Source organism: Pannonibacter carbonis (assembly GCF_003012935.1).
Classification (GTDB): Bacteria; Pseudomonadota; Alphaproteobacteria; order Rhizobiales; family Stappiaceae; genus Pannonibacter; species Pannonibacter carbonis.
Genome location: NZ_PUDR01000002.1, coordinates 288,131 through 309,685, shown reverse-complemented (window position 1 = coordinate 309,685; position 21,555 = coordinate 288,131). Strand labels below are relative to the sequence as shown.

Annotated in this window: 18 protein-coding genes; 4 read left to right on the top strand and 14 right to left on the bottom strand. The window is 65.0% G+C overall.

The window, feature by feature from the left end; genetic code table 11:
- Window positions 1-84: 84 nt before the first annotated feature.
- The gene (locus tag C8348_RS03590; RefSeq protein ID WP_106751889.1) at window positions 85-2,640 is read right to left on the bottom strand and encodes a cation:proton antiporter; all 2,556 of its coding nucleotides are present in this window, start codon (window positions 2,638-2,640) and stop codon (window positions 85-87) included.
- Window positions 2,641-2,733: 93 nt separating this feature from the next.
- A complete protein-coding gene (locus C8348_RS03585; RefSeq protein ID WP_106751888.1) occupies window positions 2,734-3,657 on the bottom strand; it encodes a DMT family transporter in 924 nt (307 codons plus the stop codon).
- A gap of 276 nt (window positions 3,658-3,933) precedes the next feature.
- On the opposite strand from C8348_RS03585, the gene C8348_RS03580 reads away from it, so the two are divergent.
- The 3 genes from C8348_RS03580 (at window position 3,934) to C8348_RS22510 (ending at window position 7,850) form a co-directional block, all read left to right on the top strand.
- On the top strand, window positions 3,934-6,111 hold the full coding sequence (locus tag C8348_RS03580; protein WP_106752043.1) for a malate synthase G: 2,178 nt from the start codon (window positions 3,934-3,936) through the stop codon (window positions 6,109-6,111).
- A 31-nt stretch (window positions 6,112-6,142) separates the two neighbouring features.
- Window positions 6,143-7,456: an adenylate/guanylate cyclase domain-containing protein gene (locus C8348_RS03575; protein ID WP_106751887.1), complete on the top strand. Its 1,314-nt coding sequence runs from the start codon at window positions 6,143-6,145 to the stop codon at window positions 7,454-7,456.
- A gap of 262 nt (window positions 7,457-7,718) precedes the next feature.
- Window positions 7,719-7,850 carry a hypothetical protein gene (locus tag C8348_RS22510; RefSeq protein WP_268140602.1) on the top strand — a complete coding sequence of 44 codons (132 nt, stop codon included), beginning with the start codon at window positions 7,719-7,721 and terminating at the stop codon, window positions 7,848-7,850.
- Between the two features lie 66 nt (window positions 7,851-7,916).
- On the opposite strand, the gene C8348_RS03570 is transcribed toward C8348_RS22510, so the two are convergent.
- From C8348_RS03570 to C8348_RS03520, 11 genes are all read right to left on the bottom strand, one after another.
- Complete coding sequence (locus C8348_RS03570) at window positions 7,917-9,677, bottom strand: SulP family inorganic anion transporter (protein WP_106751886.1); 1,761 nt, start codon at window positions 9,675-9,677, stop codon at window positions 7,917-7,919.
- An 81-nt stretch (window positions 9,678-9,758) separates the two neighbouring features.
- The gene (locus tag C8348_RS03565) at window positions 9,759-10,022 is read right to left on the bottom strand and encodes a helix-turn-helix domain-containing protein (protein ID WP_106751885.1); all 264 of its coding nucleotides are present in this window, start codon (window positions 10,020-10,022) and stop codon (window positions 9,759-9,761) included.
- Between the two features lie 144 nt (window positions 10,023-10,166).
- On the bottom strand, window positions 10,167-10,376 hold the full coding sequence (locus C8348_RS03560) for a hypothetical protein (protein ID WP_106751884.1): 210 nt from the start codon (window positions 10,374-10,376) through the stop codon (window positions 10,167-10,169).
- 32 nt (window positions 10,377-10,408) lie between these two features.
- Entirely contained in the window at window positions 10,409-10,963 is a 555-nt protein-coding gene (locus C8348_RS03555) for an SRPBCC family protein (RefSeq protein ID WP_106751883.1), read from the bottom strand.
- Window positions 10,964-10,989: 26 nt separating this feature from the next.
- A complete protein-coding gene (locus C8348_RS03550; RefSeq protein ID WP_106751882.1) occupies window positions 10,990-11,799 on the bottom strand; it encodes an XdhC family protein in 810 nt (269 codons plus the stop codon).
- A gap of 70 nt (window positions 11,800-11,869) precedes the next feature.
- Entirely contained in the window at window positions 11,870-13,075 is a 1,206-nt protein-coding gene (locus C8348_RS03545) for a vWA domain-containing protein (RefSeq protein ID WP_106751881.1), read from the bottom strand.
- A gap of 7 nt (window positions 13,076-13,082) precedes the next feature.
- Window positions 13,083-13,961 carry an AAA family ATPase gene (locus C8348_RS03540; RefSeq protein ID WP_106751880.1) on the bottom strand — a complete coding sequence of 293 codons (879 nt, stop codon included), beginning with the start codon at window positions 13,959-13,961 and terminating at the stop codon, window positions 13,083-13,085.
- Between the two features lie 440 nt (window positions 13,962-14,401).
- Window positions 14,402-16,822, bottom strand: a complete 2,421-nt coding sequence (locus tag C8348_RS03535) for an aerobic carbon-monoxide dehydrogenase large subunit (protein WP_106751879.1) — start codon at window positions 16,820-16,822, stop codon at window positions 14,402-14,404.
- Window positions 16,819-17,328 carry a (2Fe-2S)-binding protein gene (locus C8348_RS03530; RefSeq protein WP_106751878.1) on the bottom strand — a complete coding sequence of 170 codons (510 nt, stop codon included), beginning with the start codon at window positions 17,326-17,328 and terminating at the stop codon, window positions 16,819-16,821. Before C8348_RS03530 ends, C8348_RS03535 begins: the two co-directional genes overlap by 4 nt.
- Window positions 17,329-17,339: 11 nt before the next feature.
- Window positions 17,340-18,206, bottom strand: coding sequence for an FAD binding domain-containing protein (locus tag C8348_RS03525; protein ID WP_106752042.1), 867 nt, complete (start codon window positions 18,204-18,206; stop codon window positions 17,340-17,342).
- 256 nt (window positions 18,207-18,462) lie between these two features.
- Window positions 18,463-19,776 (bottom strand): MHYT domain-containing protein, encoded by a 1,314-nt coding sequence (locus C8348_RS03520; RefSeq protein ID WP_106751877.1) that lies wholly within the window; start codon window positions 19,774-19,776, stop codon window positions 18,463-18,465.
- Window positions 19,777-19,957: 181 nt separating this feature from the next.
- Here C8348_RS03520 and C8348_RS03515 point away from each other — a divergent pair, with 181 nt between their 5' ends.
- Window positions 19,958-20,716 (top strand): SDR family oxidoreductase, encoded by a 759-nt coding sequence (locus C8348_RS03515; protein WP_106752041.1) that lies wholly within the window; start codon window positions 19,958-19,960, stop codon window positions 20,714-20,716.
- Here C8348_RS03515 and mnmC2 read toward each other — a convergent pair.
- Complete coding sequence (mnmC2, locus tag C8348_RS03510) at window positions 20,700-21,485, bottom strand: tRNA (5-methylaminomethyl-2-thiouridine)(34)-methyltransferase MnmC2 (protein ID WP_106751876.1); 786 nt, start codon at window positions 21,483-21,485, stop codon at window positions 20,700-20,702. The genes C8348_RS03515 and mnmC2 overlap by 17 nt on opposite strands.
- Between the last annotated feature and the right edge of the window lie 70 nt (window positions 21,486-21,555).

Genomic DNA, 21,555 nt, shown 5'->3' with positions numbered 1-21,555 from the left:
AAGTGTCGCGCGAGGCCGTGCCTGTGCCGGACTTCCGGGCGGAGTTCAATCCAGACGACCGGATGCGCCGCCGCGCGTCGCCTGTCAGGCTTGAGCTGAGTGCTCACTTGCGGGATCCGGCACATCCTGAGCGGCCTTCTCAGCCAGGGCGGCAGCCTCTGCGGCATTCATGCCGAGACGGGTCTGGGCCAGATGCTCCACATGCGCCTTCAGTTCCGGCGAGGTCCGGATCAGATTGCGGAAATCTGCCGCAGACAGCACAAGCAGGGTGCAGTAGCCAAGCGCCACCACATCGGCGCTGCGCGGCTGGCCGGTCAGCAGCGCCATCTCGCCGACCACATCGCCGCGTCCCATGCGATGCACGCCGAAAGCTGTCCGCACTTCGGCCGCGCCAGAGGAAATGAAGAAGGCCGCATCGCCCTTCTGGCCCTTGCGGATGATGTGCTCCCCCGGCAACACGAACAGGGGTCGCAACAGGCGCGAGATCGTCTCCCGCTGCTGGTCGGGCAGGCTCGCGAACAGCGGATTGGAGGCAATGAGATCCCGCGTCTTGAGCCCCAGATCGATATGCGGGCGCTGGCGGGTCTCGCCCATCTGCACTGCGAGTTCGCGCTGCAGGTCGTTATAGAGCTCCGAAGCAATCAGCCGCTGGGCATAGGCTTCAGCATAGGCCGTCTCTTCCATCCGTTCGCCCGTGCGGCGCAGGAACTCCAGTTCCAGCGCATCCGCGTAATCGGGATACTGCAGGCGGAGAGCTTCCAGCGCGCGCAGCACATCATCCTTCCGGCTGTCCAGCACCTCATGCAGGATCGTCGACACCCGGTCGCCCACCATCGGACGAATGCGCTTGACGTTGAACAGGATCAGTTCGTTGAGAACGATACGTGTGAGAAGCAGCCGCTCGAACCGGTCTGCAACCACACGCCCGAGGAAAGCATCTGTTTTCAGCCAACGGAATACCCATTGCGCGGCCCGAAAGCTGACATCGAAGGCGACGAGGCGCCGGGCGGCCCGGTTGTAGCCTGCGCGGCCCTTGGTGCGCGCCAGATCGGCAATCGCCCCGACAATGGCCAGATGCGCCGAGATCGTCCGGTTGGATACGGTGTTCTCTCGGAAATGATGCAGCACAAGCACACGCTCGCGGTCGGCCAGGGCGATCAGTCCGAGTTGGACCCGTTCCTTGTCCATGATGTCTTCGGAGAAGGCATTCGCCTCGGCGGCGGCAGCCGAGCGCGCGGCGTAGCCGTCGCTGACCTTGCGTGCGACAGTCGGCGAGATCGCGTAGGCGGACGCCATCTGGTCGACGCCATCGCGCACATCCGACAGGACCAGGGCCTGGAACTGGTTACGCAGGGCCTCGTCGAGCGGCGACAGCTTGTTGAGCTTCAGCACCTTGATCAGCGGCTTCAGGGTCGTACCGTACACCAGCAGCGTGAACAGCACGAAGCCGGTGGCCTGGACCGCGATGAAATGCTGGATGTCGTCGGGAATATTGCGGTGTTCGGTTACCGACAGGGCCAGCGTCAGCGTCACCGCGCCGCGCATGCCGCCCCACAGGATCACGGTCTTGTACTTGTTGCTGACCCCCTCCCCAAGCCGCATGACGCCCAGCAGGGGCAACAGGCCAAAGATCACCACCGCGCGCCCGACAAAGGCGGCAAGGATGAGCACCACGAGGATAAGAGCATCCAGCAGCCGGAAACCGTCGAGCATTTCCGGGATCAGGATCGATGCAATGACGAAGATGAGAGACGCCGCCCAGAAGGCGATCTGCTCCCACACATCATGCAGATAGGACCAGGCATCCGGCGTCACGCGGGCCGGGCCATAGAGATTGAACATGATGCCGCTGGAGACCACGGCCACCACCGCAGAGACACCGACCACCTGCTCGCTCAGCACATAGACGAGATAAGGCAGCGCCACCGAGAAGGTCACCTGTGCCAGCTTGTGCTCCCGCATCACGGGCAGGATGGCGACCGCGATCCGGCCAATCACGAGACCAAAGACAAGGCCGCCGACAAAAGACCGGAAAAAGGTCATCACCGCAGTGGACAGTTCAGGTGCCTGGGCCCCGGTCAGCATGCCGAACAGGATGACGAACAGCACGATGGCGGCGGCGTCATTGAGCAGGCTTTCGCCCTCCACCAGCCGCCCGAGGCGGGCCGGCGCGCCGATGTCGCGGAAGATCGAGACGACGGCGACAGGATCGGTCGTTGCCACGATGGCCCCAAGCAGAAGGCAGGCAACCAGCGGCACGCCCGAGAGCGGATAGATGGCGAGCCCGATGCAGGCCGTGGCCACCAGCACCGCCACCACGGCCAGCACGAGGATCGGACCGATGTCCTCGAAGATGCGGCGGATTTCCAGGGTCAGTGTCGTCTGGAACAAAAGCAGCGGCAGGAAGACGTAGAGGATCGTCTCGGAATCAATCGGAGGGTCGACGAAGACCTGCGCCAGATCGTTCAGCGCATCGGTGCGCGGGGTATAGAGCAGATAGGCCGCGAGAGCACCGATCAGGGCGCCGACTGCGGCGAGCAGCACGCTCGGCGCAAGATCCAGCCGCCGCGCCAGTGGCTGCAGCAGCGAGATGACGATCAGCAGGACCGCGAAGGCGGCGATGACGACCGGGGTGTGCATGGCGCCGACCTTCCAGTGCCACGTGGCAAATTATGGTGAGTTTTTCAGAGCTTGTTTCAATTTTAGCTGCACACGCCGTGTCTGGACAAGACGTTACTGCAAGGGACCGGCGTTCTTTCGTTCCGACAGCCAGATCCCGCCAAGAACCAGCACCAGCGCCACGGCATGGTGCCAGCGGAAGGGCTCTCCGAGCAGCACCACGGCAAGAATCGCGGAGAAGATCGGCACAAGGTTGATGAAGACACCGGCGCGCCCTGGTCCGATCAGTTCGACCCCGCGCATGAAGTAGATCTGTGCAAGCAACGAGGGGAACAGCGCGATGAACAGGACGATGGCCCAACCGGTGACGCCAGGCCAGATCGCAGCGCCTGCGGCCATTTCGTAGATTACGGCGGGAACGGAGGCGATGGCGGAAATGATCGACAGCAGCGTGAAGAAGACGAGGCCCGACAACTTCGGCCGGTTGCGCAGCGCCAGCGTGTAGCCCGCATAGAACAGGCTGGCGATCAGCATGATGCCGTCGCCAGGATTGATCTCCAGCTTGGCCAGATTGGCGAAATCACCCTGGGCCGCCACCAGCGCGACACCGACGATCGTCACCAGAATGCCGGCCAGCTGCAACAATTTCACCTTTGCCCGGAACACCAGAACCGTGCCAGCCAGCACCAGCGCAGGCATGGAGCCCTGGATGATGCCGAGGTTGATCGCGGAGGTGTAATAGGCCGCGATGTAGAACAGGATGTTGAAGCCGACGAAGCCGAACAGCGCCATGGCGATCATGGCGGGAAGGTGCGGCCGCGCCAGAGGCCACTCCTCGGCCAGCCGGCCGCGCATCAGCATGCCCATCAGCGCCGCCACGATGATCCAGCGCAGGAACACGATCACCATGGGCGAGACTTCGCCGATGGCCAGCCGTCCGGCGATGGTGTTGCCGCCCCAGAACAGCATGGCCAATGTCAGCAGAAGAACCGGGCTGGTGTTGAGACGAGCACCGAGGCTGCGGGCAGCTTCGATCATCAGGGAGTTCCTTTGTGGCGGGGAGAGCGCCCGGAGACCGGCGGCGGGCGCTAGTTGATTGCCGCCACCTGTGACCGGAAAATGCGACGCTGGCAAGCCGCGTCCGACATCGCCTCGCGTTTGGCGATGGATCAAGGATGATTGTTTCCCTGATGGAAAAGGTCATGTGGACCACCATGTGATTGACGAAATCGCTGGGGCTGACAAAAGTGATCGCCAATCAGATGGATCGTCCCCCTGCACGGCAGGGTCGCGGACAACGCAATGGAGAGCGGCATGACGGAACGGGTCGAGACGCATGGCCTCAAGATCGCACGCGAACTGCATGACTTCGTCAATGACCGGGTGCTGCCCGGAACGGGCGTGTCGTCCGATGCGTTCTGGAGCGGGTTTGCGGCGATCCTGACCGATCTTGCGCCGGAAAACCGGGCGCTGCTGGCCAAGCGCGATGCGTTGCAGGCGCAGATCGATGCCTGGCACAGGGCCAATCCGGGCGCGCCGGACATGACCGCCTACAAGGCCTTCCTGACGGACATCGGCTATCTCGTGCCGGAGGGCGACCGGTTCTCCGTCGGCACGGCCAATGTCGACCCGGAAATCGCCTCCGTCGCCGGGCCGCAGCTCGTCGTGCCGGTGATGAACGCCCGCTACGCGCTCAACGCCGCCAACGCCCGCTGGGGCTCGCTCTATGACGCGCTTTACGGCACGGATGCGATGGGCTCCCTGCCGGCCGCCGGCGGCTATGATGCGGCGCGCGGCGCTGAGGTCATCGCCCATGCCCGCAAGGTGCTTGATGACGCGGCCCCGCTGGCGGTCGGCTCCTGGAGCACGGTGACGGGCCTCAGCCTGGCGGGCGGCATGCTGAGCGTGACGAATGACGCGGGCGAAACGGGACTTGCCGATCCGGCGCAGCTCAAGGGCTACACCGGGGCGCCGGACGCACCCGCCTCGGTGCTGCTGGCGCGCAACGGACTGCATCTCGACATCCAGATCAACCGCGCCCATCCGATCGGCGCCACGGACCCTGCCGGCATTGCCGACGTGGTTCTGGAATCCGCCCTGTCCACGATCATGGACTGCGAAGACTCCGTTGCTGCCGTCGACGCCGAGGACAAGGTCGTCGTCTATGGCAACTGGCTCGGCCTGATGAAGGGCGACCTCACCGACACGTTCGAAAAGGGCGGCAAGAGCGTCACCCGCCGTCTCAACGGCGACCGCAGTTACACCGGAGCTGACGGCGAAACGCTCACCCTGCATGGCCGCTCGCTAATGCTGGTGCGCAACGTCGGCCACCTGATGACCATCGACGCAGTGCTTGACGCCGAGGGCCACGAAGTGCCGGAGGGCATTCTCGACGGCATGGTGACGGCGGCCATCGCGCTGCACGACATCGGCGCCAATGGCCGCCGGGCGAACTCCCGCGCCGGCTCGGTTTATATCGTCAAGCCGAAGATGCACGGGCCGGAGGAAGTCGCCTTCGCCGACCGCCTGTTCGCCCGCATCGAGGATGTACTGGGCATGGCCCGCAACACGCTGAAGATGGGCATCATGGACGAGGAGCGCCGGACCACGGTGAACCTTGCCGAATGCATCCGGGCGGCCAAGGACCGGGTGTTCTTCATCAACACCGGCTTCCTCGACCGCACCGGCGACGAGATGCACACCTCAATGGAAGCCGGGCCGATGATCCGCAAGGGCGACATGAAAGCCGCCACCTGGATCGCGTCCTATGAAGCCAACAACGTGGACGTCGGTCTGGCCTGTGGCCTGCCTGGTCATGCGCAGATCGGCAAGGGCATGTGGGCGATGCCGGACCTGATGAAGGCGATGATCGAGCAGAAGATCGCCCATCCGATGGCCGGCGCCAACACCGCCTGGGTCCCCTCCCCGACGGCCGCGACGCTGCACGCGCTGCATTATCACAAGGTCAGCGTGAAGGCCCGCCAGGGCGAGCTCGCCAGCCGGGCGAAGGCAAGGCTGGACGACATCCTGTCGATCCCGGTGGCCACCCGTCCGAACAGGTCGGCAGAGGACATCCAGGCGGAGCTGGACAACAACGCGCAAGGCATTCTCGGCTATGTGGTGCGCTGGGTGGATCAGGGCGTCGGCTGCTCCAAGGTGCCGGACATTCACAATGTCGGCCTGATGGAAGACCGGGCGACGCTGCGCATCTCCTCGCAGCACATCGCCAACTGGCTGCGCCACGGCGTCTGCAGCGAGGCCCAGGTGATGGAAACGATGAAGCGCATGGCCGCCGTGGTGGACGCCCAGAACGCAGGCGATCCGCTGTACCAGCCGATGGCCGCCGATTTCGACGGCTCCATCGCCTTCAGGGCCGCCTGCGACCTGGTGTTTGAAGGCACCCGCCAGCCAAACGGCTACACCGAACCCGTGCTCCACGCCCGGCGGCGTGAGGCCAAGGCACGCAAGGCCAGCGAGATGGTGTCTCGCTGACCGGTCGACGTGCCCGTTGACAGGAAGGTCCATGGTCCAGTCGCCCGAGACGTCAGAAGTTCCTGAGCGTGTCTACCCGTCGATGGTCCGGCTGCTGGCCCGGTCGTCCGGCGGCCGGGATCATATGCCCGGCAAGCAGGACTGGCGCGACATCGAGCGTTGGCTGCTGGATGAGGGCGGACGGATACCGACCCTTCATGCCCTGTTCGAGGCATTCTGCTGGCATCTCGTTGCTGCGGATGTTCCCTTGCACAGGGCGAGCCTGCATGTCGGGACCCTGCATCCCCAGTTGCTGGGTTTTGCCTGGAACTGGAGCGAAGCCGACGGGTTCTGTGACGAGGTTCAGGTCAGCGAGGAGGCCTTGCAGCATCCGGCGTTCCTGCGCAGCCCGCTGTCCGTTGTCTTCCAGACCGGCGAGGAACTCGTGCTTGATCCGCGCGATGACGCAACCGTTGCCCAATACGGCATCATGGCCGACCTGCGCCAGACCGGCTTTACCCAATATATCGCAACTCCATTGGGAGCTGGCGACTATCACAATGTCGCAACCGTCGCCACAAGGCATCCGGACGGGTTCTCGCCCGAACAGCACGAGATCCTGTGCTCGCTGCTGCGCCTGTTTGCCCTGCATGTCGAGCGGCATATCGCACTCCGGATTTCACAGAATGTGGTCGCCACCTATCTCGGCGCTGATGCAGGCAAGGCCGTACTCGACGGCGTCATCAAGCGCGGCAAGGGCAGCCGCATCGAAGCGGTCATCTGGGTCTCGGACCTCCGCGGTTTCACCGATCTGTCCGACCGGCTGGCCCCAGACGACATGTTGCTGATCCTCAACGCCTATTTTTCGGCCTTGGTCGAGGCCATCACGCGACATGGCGGCGATGTCCTGAAGTTTGTCGGCGATGGCCTGTTGGCTGTGTTCCCGCTCGACCGGACCTACGACCAAGCAAATGCCGCCACCGCAGCCCTTGCAGCGGCGCTGGACGCGGAGATCGCCGTCGCCGAACTGGGTTTGAACCCACCCGATGAGCTGTCCGGCATCGAGGGCTGGGCGCCGCTCCTGTCTGGCATCGGCCTGCATGTCGGGGACGTCTTCTTCGGCAACGTCGGAGCTGCCAACCGGCTGGACTTCACGGTCATCGGATCAGCGGTCAACACGGCCAGTCGGGTCGAAGGCCTTACCAAGCCGTTGGCACAGCCCATCATCATGACGGCGCCTGTCGCCAATTCAGTTGCCGTTGCAGCGATGGCGACGGTCGCGGTCGAAAGCCTGGGCCGCCACAACCTGCGCGGACTGCCCGAACCGATGGATCTGTTCGCGCCGATCAGACCGCGCGACGCCTGAATCACAAGCAATCGCACATCACTGATGGGCTGGACCGAAGGGTCCGGCCCCTTTCGCATGAACCTGAGCCGGCAATGCACGTTGCACATTTATTCCGCAACCGACGGTCGAATGTCGTGAAACCGACATATTGGTCTAGTTATCTATACATTCGGAGCAAAACGCACATGGTACGCCTTGAAATGTGCACTCAATGCACATACCTTAGCGGAAAGAAGAACGCGTAAGCGCCCCATACCACCAGACGCAGGAGAACAAGACCATGAACGTCTACACTGCCCGTGCCCTGATCATCGATCATCGGCAGGACTACAACCGCGACCGGCTGCCCTGGCTGCCGTCCAGCCTCTATCGCCTCTTCGCCGAAGCGGTGAAGGCCAATCGCAAAGCCTGACGCATCCCAAGCGGACAGCATGAAAGCCCCGGTCATTCCGGGGCTTTTGCTTTGTCCCTCTTGGCCTTAACTGGTGCGAGCCTCATCAAGCGCAAGACGGGCGGCGCGGACAGCCGTCTCCAGATCAGGCTGGAAGTGCACTTCGCCATCCTTCAGGCCATGGGTCGCCAGCGCGCCGCGAATGGCAGGACTCGCTCCGACAAGATAGAGCGCCACGTTGCGTCCGGATGCCTTGCGCACAACGCCGATCATCGTCAGGGCTGCGGTAGAATCGATCAGGGCCACGCCGGAGAAATCCAGCACCAACGCCCTGTGCTGATCGGCAATCCGTTCCAGCACGGCCCCGACGGTTGCGGCCGAACCGAAGAAGAACGCACCGGACAGACGGTAGACGACCAGATCGGGATCGCTGGCAAGGCCCGGCTCGAAAGGCCGCTCGCCGCGCAGATAGGTCAGACCGCTGTCATCCCCTTGCATCCTGTCGGCAACATCCTCACCGACAAACGGCTTTTGCTGCTCGACCTGCACAAGCTTGGCCATGCGGTCGATGAAGATGGCCGCGCCGAGCGCCACACCGACGAGGATCGCCTCTGTCAGGTCACGGAACAGCGTCAGGAAGAACGTTGCGGTAAAGACCAGCGTGTCCGCGCGCGAATTGCGCAGGATGGTGCCAATGGCATGCCGCTCCAGCATGTTCCAGGCCACCACCGCCAGCACCCCGGCGAGCGCAGCCAGCGGGATGAAGCCGGCGAGGGGGGCAGCGACGACAAGGAACAGCAACAGGAACACGGAGTGCAGCATGCCGGCGACTGGTGATGTAGCCCCGGCGCGGACATTCGTGGCCGTGCGGGCAATGGTGCCGGTCACGCAGATGCCGCCGAACAGCGCCGAGCCGATGTTGGCAATGCCCTGTGCCACCAGCTCGCAGTTTGACCGGTGACGGCGGCCCGTCATTCCGTCGGCGACCACCGCCGAGAGCAGCGACTCGATGGCCCCCAGCAGGGCGAAGCTGATCGCCTCCGGCAGGACGGCCAGCATCTTAGCGGCTGAGAAATCGGGCAACGCGGGGGCCGGCAGACCGGCCGGGATGCCACCGAACCGCGAGGCGATTGTGTCCACCGGCAAGCCAAAGGCAGCGGCACAAGCGGAGGCCAGGACAACGGCGATCAACAGCCCGGGCCAGTGTGGTTTGTAACGCCGCAACAGCAGAATGACGGCAATCGTTCCCGCTGCAACGGCAACTGTGGCCCCGCTGACCGTCGGCAGAGCGCCGACCAGGGCCGGCAGTTTCTCCGCCAGAGGTCCTGGCTCCGGTCCGCTCAGGGTCAGACCGAACAGGTCCTTGAGCTGGCTGGCGAGAATGATCACGCCGATGCCCGCAGTGAAGCCGACCGTCACCGGGTGCGGGATATACTTGATGTAGGTGCCAAGCCGGAAGGCACCGATCAGGGCAAGGAACACGCCGGACATCAGGGTGGCAAGGATCAACCCCTCCATGCCATGGCGCGCGATACAGGCAGCGACGAGCACGATGAAGGCACCCGCCGGGCCACCGACCTGATAGCGGCTGCCGCCCAGCGCCGACACGAGGAAGCCGCCGACGATGGCCGTTGTCAGCCCTGCCCCGGGCGAGGCCCCGGACGCAATCGCAATCGCCATCGACAATGGCAGGGCGACGATGGCAACCGTCAGGCCGGCAATGGCATCGGCCCTGAAGCGCGCCGGGCCATAGCCTTCGCGCAAGGCCGTGACGAGTTTGGGCGTGAACAATTCGGCAAATGTAGGTTTGCCGGACTGCAATGCTGACGGCCCCGAACCACTGGACATGGCATCCTCACGGCCCCGGCGCTGGCTTTGGGGAACTGACCGCGCGCCGGGGGCTGCAACGGCCGGTCCACAAGCCCAACGCTAGCTGCCGGCAGAGGACCGGTCGCGCAGGCGAACCCCGCGGCCACCGGACAGGCTGGCGACATTGTCACCAATCAGTTCGATCCCGGCACCTTCGAGCGCCTCGACGACGCGGGTCAGTGTCTCGATGACGCCGCGCACCGTGCCGTTGCTGGCTTCCATGCGCTGGATCGTCGGCACGGAGACACCAGCCATCTCGGCCAGGGTCTTCTGGTCAATGCCGAGCAAGGCCCGGGCGGCCTTGAGCTGTGCCGAAGTCAACATGATTTCGCCCTGTCGATTCTGATGCTTCAGATATCAATGTTAGCTGAAATCATATGACGATAAGCTGCTCAGCATCAAGAGGAGATGGTTTGAACCTGCACCCAGAAAACGCCGGGCTATGCCGCCTTTACAGGCACTGGCCAGCTAAACTGCGGAACTGCAGAGGGCTGCCAGCCCATGCCAGCTTTCCGTCGACGGCAAAAGACAACAGGCATGCACGGCGGCCAACGCCGACAACAGAACCGCACCTGTTCCAAGGGCGAGACGGATCGACGGATCGGCAAAGATCTCCGCCAGTGTTTCATTGCCGCCCTGGCCCTGGCCTACCTCAAGATTGATGGTCATGACTGTCATCTGTTCTTCTCCTTACCTCTGGAAGGACCCGCTCACGCCTCGGCGTCAACTGCTGGCTCGTCTTTCTTCTTGCCGAATAGGCCACCGAACCAGCCCTTCTTCTCGCCCTCGGCTTGCTCGGCAGCAGCGTCAGCATCCGGTGCCGGAGGAGCGACGATGTCGCCGAAGCTCTTGAAGAACTCGCCGGCCAGTCGCTTGGCGGTGGAATCAATCAGGCGCGCGCCGAGCTGGGCGAGCTTGCCGCCGACATTGGCGTCGACCTCATAGTTGAGAATGGTGGCGTCCGGGCCGTCTTCCTCGAGCCAGACCTTGGCACCGCCCCGGGCAAAGCCGGCCACGCCTCCGGAGCCTTCGCCGTCAATCCGGTAGCCCTTCGGCGGATCCAGCTCGCTCAAGGTCACCTTGCCGCCGAAGGTCGCCTTCACCGGCCCGACCTTCAGCGTCACCTTGGCTTCCAGCTCTGTGTCGGAATGCTTGATCAGTTCCTCGCAGCCGGGGATCGCGGCCTTGAGCACGTCCGGATTGTTCAGAGCCTCCCACACCTTCTGGCGCGGGGCTTCAATTCGTTGACTGTCGGCCATCTGCATGGGGCTGTTTCCTCGGCTTGATCGGACTACGGATTTTTTGCCAGTTCTGGGGTGTCACGCTGTCCCTTGCGCCGCAACACGATGATCTCGGCCAGCACGGACAGGGCGATTTCTTCAGGAGTGATGGCGCCAAGGTCAAGCCCGGCCGGGGCTTTCATCCGGCCAATCTGGTTCAAACCGATACCATCCCCCTGCAGCTTTTGTGACAGGGCCTCCGCCTTCTTTCGGCTGCCGACAAAAGCGACGTGTTCGGCATCGACGGCAAGTGCTGCCTTCAGTGCCGCCAGATCGCCGCGCCCTTGCGTGGCGACCACGACATAGCGGGCCGCCGGACTTTCAACCGGCAGGGCATAGCCCTCGATCCGCTCGTCCGCCGACGCAAACACCGGTTGATCCTCCGGCAGGGCACAGACGGTCAGGTCAAACCCAAGACGCGGCCCAAGGTCCGCAAGAGCAACGGCGACCGGGCTCGCGCCCAGAACGATCAGACGCGGACGGGGCAGCACCGGTTCGACAAAGACATCCATCGTGCCCTTGCTCGGACACATGCTTCTGGCGTAGCGCACGCCCTGACGCTCATCCCCCGCTGCGACGCCTTGTTCGGCCAGGAGATCCTCGGGCTGCACCGAGATGAGCCGCGTCTTGCCATCGGCCAGCGCCTCGCGCGCGGCCTTCAGCACGGCGCCGCGGGCGCAGCCGCCGCCGATCCAGCCGGCGAGCATCGTGCCATCGGGCGCGATCACCGCCTTCGCCCCCGCCTTGGCCGCCGTGACAGAAACGGTGCGAACCACGGTGGCAAGTGCGAAAGGAGCGCCCACCCGGCGCAGGCGGTCCATGACGGAGTTGACGTCTCTGGCGTCCCAGTGTGGTGGTTGTGGGGTGGTCGATGGGGTCATGTTTTGATCCTCACACCTTGGCCAGATAGGGTTCGAGCGCTGCCAGGCTTTTCAGGTTGTGGGCGGGCGCGAACAGGTCGACATGGGGCAGCGCGGCTGCCATGCCGGCGGCAACCGGGGCATAGCCGTCGCTGCCGATGAGCGGATTGAGCCAGACGATGCGGCGGCAGCGGCGGGCGAGCCGGGCCATTTCCGCGCCGATCTCCTCGGCCGGGCCGGTGTCATAGCCATCGGAGAGGATGATGACGCAGCTGCGCGAGGTCAGCACCCGGGCCGCGTGCCAGCGGTTGAAGTCGGCCAGCGCCGCGCCGATTCGCGTGCCGCCGCCGACGCCCTGCGCCATCAGCCCGAGCCGGTCCAGCGCCCGCGCCGCATCCCGCTCCTTGAGCGCAGAGGACACATGCACCAGCCGCGTGTGGACGAGGAAGGCATCGGCCTGTCGGAAGGCATCCAGCAGACCATGCACGAAGCGGACGAAAACGCCGGTGTAGTTGTTCATCGAGCCCGAGGCATCCAGCAGCACGACGAGGCGCAGCTGGCGCAGCTTCGGCCCCTTGCGCACCAGATCCAGCGGCAGGCCGCCGCGGGCCACCGACTTGCGCAAGGTGCGACGCAGGTCGAGGCGCGGGCCCTGGCTGCGGATGCGGTCGCGGCGGGTGAGACGACGGCGCATCACCAGCGCCAGCCGTTCGGCCAGCCGATGCGCCTCGGCCTCCAGCTCCGGATCGCGGATCTTGCGGAAGTCGGTCTCCGCAAGGTTCTCCGCCCGGCTTGCGCCCTCGCGGGTGCCCGCCGGATCTTCCTCGCCGGCCTCGGGGGCTTCTGCCTCGCGGCTGACGTCCAGCGCGGGCGACGAGCGGCGCGCGGCCTGGTCGTCCTGCATCTGCTTCAGCGTGCGGGCACCGCCGCTCTCGCCTGCAGAGCCCGCGAGCGTCACCGCCTTCTTCATGCCCTTGCGCAGGAAGTGCGCATCAAACAGCGCATCGAAGGCGAGCCAGTCCGAGCGCCGGCCGCAGAACAGAGCCTTCAAGGCCGGGCGTAACGTCGCCGCGCGCTGGCCAGCGGCACCCGTCACCAGCCGGCCTGCATCCGCCGCCTCGCTCGGGCCGATGCGGAAGCCCTTGTCGCGCAGCAGCGCGACGAAGGCAGCCAGCGTCAGGCGCAGGGCGGGACCCGGTTCAAACGCGGCGGTCTGGGGGGCAGCGGTCTGGCTCATGTCCGCCTCACGCAACCTTGCCGATGAGGCGGTCCGTCACCTCGCGGGTGATGCGGGATCGGTCCTCGCGCGTCTTCAGGACGCAGGCGAGCGTATCGAAGACCAGCTCCCGGTCCCGGGCGAGATGGGTGCCGCCCAGCCCCGTCAGCGCGGCCGCCCAGTCGATGGTCTCGGCGACGCCCGGCACCTTGGCGAGATCCTCCTTGCGCAGCCGGCTCATCAGCTCGGCGATCTGCAGGGCAAAGGCCGTGTCGATGCCGGGAACCCGGGCGCGCAGGATCTCGGCCTCGCGCCCGACATCCGGGTAGTCGACGTAATGATAAAGACAGCGGCGGCGCAGGGCATCGGCGAGTTCGCGCGTGCCGTTCGAGGTGAGCACGACGCGGGGAATGCTGGTGGCCGAAATGGTGCCAAGCTCCGGGATCGAGACCTGATAGTCCGACAGGACTTCCAGCAGGAAGGCCTCGAACTCCTCGTCGGCCCGGTCGACCTCGTCGATCAGCAAAACCACCGGGCGCTCACTGCGGATGGCAGCCAGCAGCGGCCGCTGCAGGAGGTATCTTTCCGAGAAGATGGCACTCTCGAGGGCGTCCGGATCGCCCTGCCCCTCATGCGCCTTGATGGCGAGGAGCTGGCGCTGGTAGTTCCATTCGTAAAGCGCATCGGAGCGGTCGAGCCCTTCGAAGCACTGCAGCCGGATCAGGTCGGTGCCCTCGCTGGCTGCCAGGGCCTTGGCGACCTCCGTCTTGCCGACCCCGGCCTCGCCCTCCAGCAGCAGAGGCCGCGCCAGCACCTCCATCAGCAGCACGGCCGTCAGCAATCCCTCGTCGGCGATGTAGCCGGCGCTGGCAAAGGCCTTGGCGATGCTGTCCTTGGTTCGGGTCATGGATCAGTCCGGTCCTGGTGTGGGGTGAAGCGAGTGCGGACGCTCAGTGTTCCCCATGCGCATCTGGCAAGGCCGCAGTCCCTCTCCCCCCTTGAGGCAGGGCCGTCGTAAGTGAAATCTGGCACGTGTTCGATGTGAAGGACTGTGCCCATAACGTTTAACCCGTCGGATCCTCTCCGCTCCCCTCCCCCTCGTGGGGAGGGGTTGGGGGTGGGGGGAGCGGACTTAGATCCAAGCAGCTTGCGTTCTTGGCCAAGTGATCTTCAGACGCCTTGTGATCCGACGACCTCCCGTGCCCCCCACCCCTCACCCCTCCCCACGAGGGGGAGGGGGGCTGAGAGGCCTGCCGGAAAACACTAGGTGACATCCAGCCTGCACCAGACAGCGTCGACCCCGCGCCCCGGACGGAACGCATGCGCTCCGTCCGGCCACAGGCAGTGTCAGGCCGTCGCGCCGAGCTCCTTTGCCACCTTCCAGAGGCGCCAGCTGTCATGCGGCATCTGGATGTGGGTGGAGCCGAGGAAGGCGAAGGCGTCGTTGACCGCGTTGGAGAAGGCCGGCACGCCGCCGACATTCGGGCTTTCGCCCACGCCCTTGGCCCCGATCGGGTGATGCGGGCTGGGGGTGACGGTAAAGTCCGTTTCCCAGTGCGGCGTCTCGACGGCGGTCGGCAGGAAGAAGTCCATGAAGGACGCCCCCATGACGTTGCCGGCCTCGTCGTAGCGAATCTCCTGCCCCATCGCGATGGCGAAGGCTTCCGTCAGGCCGCCATGGACCTGGCCTTCGATGATCATCGGGTTGATGCGGGTGCCGCAGTCATCGAGCGCATAGAAGCGCCGGGTCTTGGCAACGCCCGTATCGACGTCGATGTCCATCACGCAGAAATAGGCTCCGAACGGATAGGTCATGTTGGGCGGATCATAGTAGCTGACCGCTTCCAGCCCCGGTTCCATGCCCGGGGGCGGCAGATGATAGGCGGCCCAGGCGATCTCGGTCATGGACTTGCGCGCCTGCGGGTTGCCCTTCACCTGGAACCCATCGACATCCCATTCCAGATCGTACTCGGAGACCTCGAGCATGTGGGCCGCGATCATCTGCGCCTTGGCGCGGATCTTGCGCGCCGCCAGCGCGATGGCCGCACCGGCGACCGGAGTGGAGCGCGAGCCATAGGTGCCAAGGCCATAGGGAGCCGTGTCGGTGTTGCCTTCTTCCACCATGATGTTTTCGGCCGGGATGCCGATCTCGGTGGCGATGATCTGGGCCCAGGTGGTCTCGTGTCCCTGGCCCTGGCTCTTGGTGCCCATGCGCGAGATCACCGATCCTGTCGGATGGACGCGGATCTCGGCGCTGTCGAACATGGCAACGCCCAGGATGTCGCAGTTCTTGGACGGCCCCGCACCGACGATCTCGGTGAAGAACGAAATGCCGATGCCCATGATCTCGCGGGTCTCGCCGCGCCTGAACGCCTCCTGCTTCTGCTTCTGCTCCTCGCGCAGCGCGCGATAGTTCAGCGTGTCCATCGCCTTCTGCATGGCGAGGTGATAGTCGCCGCTGTCATATTCCCAGCCCAGCGCCGACTGGTAGGGGAACTGGTCGCGGCGGATGAAGTTCTTCATCCTGAGGTCCGCCGGATCCATCCCGAGCTTCTGCGCCAGGATGTCCATCGCCCGTTCGATGCAGTAGGCGGCTTCCGTCACGCGGAAGGAACACCGGTAGGCAACGCCGCCGGGCGCCTTGTTGGTGTAGACGCCGTCGACCGAGAGATGGGCGACCGGGAAGTCATACGAGCCGGTGACGATGTTGAAGAAGCCGGCCGGCCACTTGGACGGATCGGCGCAGGCATCGAAGCCGCCGTGGTCAGCCAGCACGTGCACGCGCAGGCTTGTCACCGTGCCATCCTTGCGGGCGGCAATCTCGGTGGTCATGTGGTAGTCGCGGGCAAAGGACGTAGTGGAGAGGTTCTCCATGCGGTCCTCGACCCATTTCACCGGACGCCCGGTGACGATGGAGGCGACGATGGCGCAGATGTAGCCGGGATAGGCACCGACCTTGTTGCCGAAGCCGCCGCCGATATCCGGCGCGATGACGTGGATCTTGTGCTCCGGGATCGTCGAGAGCAGCGAGGCCACGGTGCGGATGACATGCGGCGCCTGGAAGGTGCCGTAGAGCGTCAGCTCGCCCTTCACCTTGTCCATCGCCGCGACGCACTGGCAGGTTTCCAGCGGCGAGGGATGGGTGCGGTGATACGAGATCAGCTCCTTGATCGTGACATCTGCCTCGTGGAAGGCCTTGTCGGTCAGGTCCTTGTCGCCGACATCCCATGTGAAGATGTGGTTGTGGTGCTTGCGCGGGCCGTGCGCACCGCTGGTCTTGCCGACAAGATCCTCACGCAGCACCGGCGCGTCCGAGTCCATCGACTTGAACGGGTCAACCAGTACCGGCAGTTCCTCATATTCCACATCGACAAGCTGGATCGCGTCGTCGGCGAGATAGCGGTCCTCAGCCAGCACGAAGGCGACTTCCTGGTTCTGGTACAGCACCTTGCCGTCGGCCAGCACCATCTGCACGTCACCGGCGAGCGTCGGCATCCAGGCGAGGTTGACGCCCTTGAGGTCTTCCGCCGTCAGCACCGCGATCACGCCCGGCAGGGCCAGGGCCCGCGAGGCATCAATCTTCTTCACCCGCGCATGCGGATAGGGGGAGCGGACGAAGTCGCCGAACAGCATGCCGGGCATCTTGATGTCATCGACATACTGGCCCTTGCCCTGCGTGAAGCGGATGTCCTCGACGCGCTTGCGCTTGCAGCCCATGCCTTCAAGGCGGGCCTCGCGCTGTTCCTTGGTCAGCGTCATGTCGTTCATTCTGCTGCCTCCTGGAAGTCACGCCCGGCCAGCTTGGCGGCGGCGTACTGGATCGCCTTGACGATGTTCTGGTAGCCGGTGCAGCGGCACAGGTTACCGGCAATACCGGCGCGGATTTCCGCTTCGGTCGGGTTCGGGTTTTCCTTCAGGAGCACATGCGCGCGCAGGATCATGCCGGGCGTGCAATAGCCGCACTGCAGGCCATGCATCTGGCGGAAGCCTTCCTGCAATGCCGACAGGGTGCCATCGGCAGCGGCCATGCCTTCGATGGTGGTGATCTCCGCCCCGTTCGCCTGGACGGCAAACATGGTGCAGGATTTCACCGACATGCCGTTCAGCTCGATGGTGCAGGCGCCGCAGTGGGATGTCTCGCAGCCGATATGCGGTCCGGTCAGGGACAGTTCCTCGCGCAGGAAGTGGATCAGCAGCGTGCGCGGCTCGACGAAGCGCTGCACCTTCTTGCCATTGACCGTGAGGGTCAGGGGATGCTGTTCGATTTCGCTCATCTTTGTCTCCCTCAGGCCGCTGCGCGGTCATAGGCGCGGGCAAGTGCCCGGCGCAGCATCACGCCGGCCATGCGCGTGCGGTATTCCGCCGGCCCACGGCCGTCGGAGGCGGGATTGGTGATTGCTTCGGCTGCAGCCACGGCGCGGGTGACCACATCGGCTTCCATGGACGATCCGGTCAGGATGCGGCCCGCCTCCTCGGCAAACAGCGGCGTATCGGCGACATTGGTGAGGCCGATGGCGCAGGAGGTGATCTGATGCCCGCTGCGGGTCAGCATCACGGCAGCTGCCGCCGTGGCGTAGTCGCCGACCTTGCGCTTCAGCTTCTCGTAGGCGTAGCCATGGCCGGCGGCCGGCACGGGAATGCGGATCGCAGCCACGATCTCGTCAGGGCTCAGCGCCGTGAAATAGGCCGCCTCGTAGAACTCGCGCGCCGCCACATGACGTTCGCCCGACGGGCCGACGAGCACGTAGCCGGCATCAAGGCACTGCATCAGCGCCGGCATGTCATTGCCCGGATCGCCGTTGGCGACATTGCCGCCGATGGTGCCGACATAACGGATCTGCGGATCGGCAATAACCAGCGAGGTCTCGCGCAGGATCGGCAACTTGCTCGCAAGAAGCTCGGATCCGATCACTTCGTGCTGCGTCGTGATCGCGCCGATGACGATGTGACCTGCGTCCTCGCGAATGCCCTTCAGCTCGGCGACCCCGCCGAGGTCGACAAGATGCTCGGGCGCAGCCATGCGCAGCTTCATCATCGGGATCAGGCTGTGGCCGCCGGCCAGCGGCCGGGCTTCCTCGCCGTGGCTGGCGAGAAGGGCCACCGCCTCCTGTACGGTCGATGGTCTGTGATAGGTGAACTGTCCTGGGATCACGGCTTCCTCCCTCACCGGTGCGGTCAACTCGGGGATGCCGGGCCAAACCGCTTGCTCCTGATCCGGAGGCTGGCGGTGTGTGCGGTGCACGCACAACGGGAGCTGCACCATTCGCGCTGCCCCTGCACGAAATGCGGCGCGACTTGCACGAAATGCGTCAGCAGGGTTGCCGCATCTGGCGCATGGAGATGAGCTGTCCCGGCGGCGCCGCGACCGAAGCTCACCGGCCTTTTTGGAATATCAGGGAGAGTGCGGTCTACTCGGCCGCGCTGACCGTATCACCCGCGACGCGCGACTTGAGCCTTGGCCATTTGGACCGGCTGACCGGCGCGCAGTGGCCATGACTGCCTTCCAGCAGCACCATTCCGCTGTCCCCAGCCCGCCGCAACGCGCGGACCCGGCCGAGATTGACGATGTGCGAGCGATGCACGCGCGTGAAATGGCGTCCGTCGAGCAGGCGTTCGACTTCCGTGATCGACAGGGGACAGAAATAGGCGCGCTGCAGATCGAACACCCGGGTGTAATGGGCATCCGCCTGCACGGCGACAATCTCGCCCACGGCCAGACGCGCCTTGCCACCGTCCCGCTCGATGGGCAGGGACAGGCCGCCGACGGCGAGCTGAGACCGCAGGCGCGCCTCGTCCGGCGCGCTCTGCAGGCCAAGCGCCGCGCGCCGCAGCGGTTCGGCAAGACCGTCGCGCGTGGGTGCCGGCATGGGAGAGAGCGCTGCCAGAGAGGCAACGCTGGTCATTTGCGCTGCCGCGTCGTCTTCGCCCGGATGTACGGTTTCATTGGCGGCAATGGCAGGACCTGACTTAGCGGCCGGCGTTGGTGCTGACAGCGCCAGCGGCGGCTCCGCCTCCTCGGTTTCCGGCACAAGGGTCAGCAGGAACAGGCCGGAAACGAGAAAGGCGACGACCGAGACGATGATTGCAAGAATGCCTGGCGACACAGCCGGCGCGCCCGTACCGCCACCTTCCATCGGCATCAGCGACATGCCGGCCATGGCAATGTAGTGCATCGCGGCGATGGCAAGTGCGAGCGCCAGCGCCGACACCAGCACGGGCGGACGGCGAACCGTGCCGAAGGCAAGCCAGAGCGCCAGGCCGGACACGCAGAAGGCCACCAGAAAACTGGCGCCGACAAATCGCGGATCATGGGTCATGTGCGACGAGGCATGCAGCGCCAGCATGCCGAGGTAGTGCATGGTGGCAATGCCCGCGCCCATGACAAAGGCCGAGATGAGCAATCGCAGCCGCGTAAGCCCGCCCCTTCGCCGTGCTGCCGTGAACACCGCCAGCCCGACCACCAGGACGCAGATCAGAAACGACAGCAACGTCGGCAGCACGAGGAAATCAACCGCCACCGGCAGCTGCGCCGCCAGCATGCCGACGAAATGCATGGACCAGATGCCGAGGGCGAGGGTCAATGCGGAGCCCGCCAGCAGCATGCGCCGGCGTGCATCGCGCGCGTCACGCACGCGGATGGCCATGCTCAATCCGACAAAGCTGCCCTGGAAGGCAACCAGAACGGACAAGGCAACGAGCCAGGGCTCATGGGTGAGTCCCATCCTCGCGTCTCCCTCCTGCCGGCACCGCGATGAACGCAGCCTCCTCCCCGGCACTGCCGTAAGGATAAGGAAAGTCTGTGAAATGTCCACAGCCCGCCAGCCATTGCATGGGCGGGACGAGGCCTCTAACCTGCCCTCTCCGCGCCGTTTCAACGCCACCACAACACCGGGCCAAGCGATCATGTCCTTGTCGGAAAAGACTATTCTCGTCACGGGTGCCAGCGCCGGCATTGGCCGGGCTACTGCGATTGCCTTCCTTGAGGCCGGGGCACAGGTTGTCCTGACAGGGCGCCGGTTGGACGCCCTCGATGAGACGCTGGCCCTCTCCGGCGCGCCAGCCGGGCGGGCGCTTTGTCTTGCCGGCGATGTCAGCGACGAGGCCTTCGTCGATGGGCTGTTTGCCGCTCTGGAAGCGCGGTTTGGCCGGCTTGATGTGGTCTTCAACAACGCGGGCATCAGCCTTCACTCGCGCACGATCGACGAGATTAGTCCTCAGGAGTTCCGGACTGTCATCGACGTGAACGTGATCGGTGCCTTTTTGATTGCCCGTGCCGCCTTTGCCCTGATGCGGCGGCAGTCGCCGCAGGGTGGGCGCATCATCAACAACGGCTCGATTTCCGCGCATGTGCCGCGTCCGGGCTCGGTTGCCTACACCACGTCGAAACACGCCATCACCGGCCTAACCCGCAGCCTGTCGCTCGACGGCCGCCGCTTCAACATCGCCTGCGGCCAGATCGACATCGGCAACGCCGCCTCGGACATGACGGATGCGATGAGCAAGGGCGTGCCGCAGGCCAACGGCACGGTCGCCGCCGAGCCCGTCATGGACGTGCAGCACGTGGCAAGCTCGGTGCTGTACATGGCCAGCCTGCCGCTTGAGGCAAATGTGCAGTTCATGACCGTGATGGCCACCGCGATGCCCTTTATTGGCCGGGGGTAACCTCGCCTCTCCACCCCACCGACATCTGACGCTTTCCCGCGAAGCCCTTGCGCTTCTCGACGGTGAAGCCGACCTGCGCCAGAGCGCGGCGAACCCAGCCGGCGGATGTGTAGGTTGCGAAGCTCCCGTCCTTGGCTGTTATCGCATAGACCGCCTGCATCAGACCCGGCTGCCAGAGCTCCGGGTTGCGCGATGGGGCAAAGCCGTCGAGGAACCAGGCATCCACGGGAAGACAGGAACACAGGGCAACAGGGGCCCGCTTGTTCACCAGCTCTGGGACAAGCCGGTTGGCATCTCCAAGACCAAGCCAGAATGTCAGACCCGGCATTTCCATCCGGTGCCAGCCCGCAGCAGTTCCCTCCCCGATGCGGGCAGCTGCCAGCTGCTGCCGCAGATTGCCGGCAAGCAGGCCCAGCTCCGGAAAGGCGGCATGGGCCTTCTCGAGCTGGGCGATCGACAGCGGGAAGGCCTCGACCGAGATGAAGGTCAGATGCGGCGCGGTCCGCTGATCGCGCAGCAGTGCCAGAGTGGCAAGCAGGTTCAGTCCTGTGCCGAAGCCGAGTTCCCCGATCACGAACCGGTCCCTGCCCTGCCAGCGCGCTGGCAGGCGGTTGCCGGCGTGAAAGACATGGGCCGTTTCGGCAAGGCCTCCGGCGCGCGAAAAATAGGTGTCGCCAAATCGCGGCGCGCGGGGCACGCCATCGTCCAGCCATTCAAGCTCTGGCGCGGCAACCTGTTGCGGCAATTTCCCTTGTTCGTCCTGAGCCATGCGATAGAACCCGCTGAGGCGGCACAGCCTGTGTCCCGATGCCTTTCCTTCCTAGCGGAGCCCGCGCCTC